Annotated in this window: 2 protein-coding genes; both read left to right on the top strand. The window is 40.1% G+C overall.

All coding sequences use genetic code 11. The features are described 5' to 3' along the window. Positions 1–212: 212 nt before the first annotated feature. Entirely contained in the window at positions 213–1,664 is a 1,452-nt protein-coding gene (locus tag WBM49_RS04145) for a glyceraldehyde-3-phosphate dehydrogenase (protein ID WP_424370804.1), read from the top strand. A 142-nt stretch (positions 1,665–1,806) separates the two neighbouring features. After that, positions 1,807–2,427, top strand: a complete 621-nt coding sequence (locus WBM49_RS04150) for a tRNA (guanine-N1)-methyltransferase (RefSeq protein WP_424370805.1) — start codon at positions 1,807–1,809, stop codon at positions 2,425–2,427. Positions 2,428–2,483 lie beyond the last annotated feature (56 nt).

Genomic DNA, 2,483 nt, shown 5'->3' on the forward strand with positions numbered 1-2,483 from the left:
AGATTTCTTTTTGGAAGGATCTCAAGAAATAGCAAAACCCTCTTTACGATCATTAATAAGGATGGTGAGCGTATGAGGTATATTTTTCAATAAGGCTGTAATTATAAAACAGAAAAGCGCATCAATATTTGGTGCGCTTTTTTTAATGGTAAATGATTGGGCGAAAACGTTTGAAATATATAATTTTGCGGCAGTTTTAAACAACCACCTACATGAATAAGATTTCATCCTACGAAAAAGAACTGGCGTTCCAGGCAGATAGAAGAAAGGCGACCACGGAATTCATTAAGATCATAAGTGATCTTTGGTACGACAGGGCTATTGAAGTAGTACTCTTTAAAAACCAGGTCATTGATAAACCGGTGAGTGAGATCATCAACCTACACGAATACGCCGGGGAATTTGTACAAAAACCAATATCTATTTTTGATTCGGTTGAGATCTTACGAGCTATAAACGATCTGAAACTCCCACCCTCCAAATTAGACATTGGCAAACTAACCTACGAATACCATTCTGAGGATGAGGCTAATTACCAGAACGTCAAAGCCTTTGTGGTCGATAAGTTAAAAGATGCCCATAAGAGTAAGGAAATAGAGCCAAAAGATGTCATTCTCTACGGTTTTGGCAGAATAGGAAGGCTTGTTGCAAGGGAATTGATGGCCAAAACAGGGAAAGGTAATCAAATGAGGTTACGGGCCATCGTTACCCGGGGTAAGCTAAGCCAGGAGATCCTGGAGAAAAGGGCAATGTTGCTGCGTACAGATTCTGTACACGGACAATTCAGTGGTACTGTGGAAACCGACCTTAAAAACAGTGCCTTACTTATTAACGGTACCACGGTACATATGATAACGGCCAATGAACCGGAAGAAATAGACTACACGGCATATAACATTCAGAACGCACTTGTTATTGACAATACTGGCGCATATAGAGACGCTGAATCGCTTTCCCGGCATTTAAAGGCCAAAGGAGTAGACAAAGTATTGCTTACCGCCCCCGGAAAAGGCGTTCCCAATATAGTGCATGGGGTAAATCAAAGAGAATTTAATCCGGACACCACAAAGATTTATTCTGCGGCTTCCTGTACCACAAATGCCATTACCCCCATTTTAAAAGTTGTTGAAGATTCTCTTGGGATCATCAAAGGACATTTAGAAACCATCCACGCCTATACAAATGATCAAAATCTCGTAGACAACATGCACGGCAAATATCGTCGTGGGAGGGCTGCTGCCCTCAATATGGTCATTACTGAAACTGGCGCCGGAAAGGCAGTGTCAAAAGCCTTGCCTGCTCTAGAAGGAAAACTAACATCTAACGCTATTAGAGTACCTGTCCCAAATGGCTCACTTGCTATTTTGAACCTGGAAGTTAAAAATACTACCTCAAAAGAAGGGATAAACACCATTGTCAAGAAATATGCACTCGAGGGAGATCTCGTAGAACAAATTAAATATTCCTTAAGCAATGAACTGGTCTCTTCAGATATCATCGGAACATCGGCACCTTCCATTTACGACAGTATGGCCACTATTGTATCCCCGGATGGTAAGAATGTTGTTCTGTACGTTTGGTATGACAATGAATACGGATATGCCCACCAGGTGATCCGACTCGCCAAATACATCGCAAAAGTCAGACGATTCACTTATTATTAAACAGCATTTGGTAATCTAATAGCAGATTACATACGTACATAAGAATGTGGAGCTAGCTAATTGGATTTTTTTTTTCGTAATTGCTATTATTGAAGTACTTTAGCTTCACCTGAATCATTATTAATACTTAGAACGATCTAGAATGGGGTATTCGAGAAACCTAATTATTACACTAGCGCTTTTTTGTAGCGCTCTTTCCTTAGCACAAAACGATGATACAACCGAAGAGCCCACCTTGGAAGGGGGCTCCATAAATTCTCAATTTGAATATCTTTATCAGAAGTCTGGTAATTACAGGGCAGATGGAAAGCGGTATGAAGTGGTGAGAACCCTTAATCTGGATAAGCTCAGACAAAATGTAATAGATACGATTAACGCTGCCAATAAAAAAGCAAGCGAATTACAAAGTGTGATCAATACACAGGAAAGTACCATCTCTTCCCTGAATCAAAAACTAGAGGAAACAACCAATAGCCTTACCTCTGTGACCGACGAAAAAGACAGTATGTCCTTTTTGGGTGCCCAGGTTTCCAAGGCTACTTATAACATTATTCTTTGGACAGTGATCCTGGGACTTTTTATGTTATTGTTGTTATTTGTTTTTAAATTCAGACAGAGCAATGTTCTTACTCAGGAGGCTAAAAGCAATTTGGCAGATCTTGAATCCGAATATGAAGATCACAGAAGAAGAGCCCTGGAACGCGAACAGCGAATTAGCAGGCAACTGCAAGACGAGATTAATAAATACAGAAAATCAAAATAAAAGAAAGCTCCGTAAGGGGCTTTTTTGTTGACCTTATGGCTTTAACCATCATACGG

Origin of the sequence: Muriicola sp. (genome assembly GCF_049669965.1) — a bacterium.
Classification (GTDB): Bacteria; Bacteroidota; Bacteroidia; order Flavobacteriales; family Flavobacteriaceae; genus Muriicola.

What these genes read in the sequence shown, in the direction of transcription:
- WBM49_RS04145 (WP_424370804.1), top strand. Translation starts at nt 213, where the DNA reads ATGAATAAGATTTCATCCTACGAAAAAGAACTGGCGTTCCAGGCAGAT.
- WBM49_RS04150 (WP_424370805.1), top strand. Translation starts at nt 1,807, where the DNA reads ATGGGGTATTCGAGAAACCTAATTATTACACTAGCGCTTTTTTGTAGC.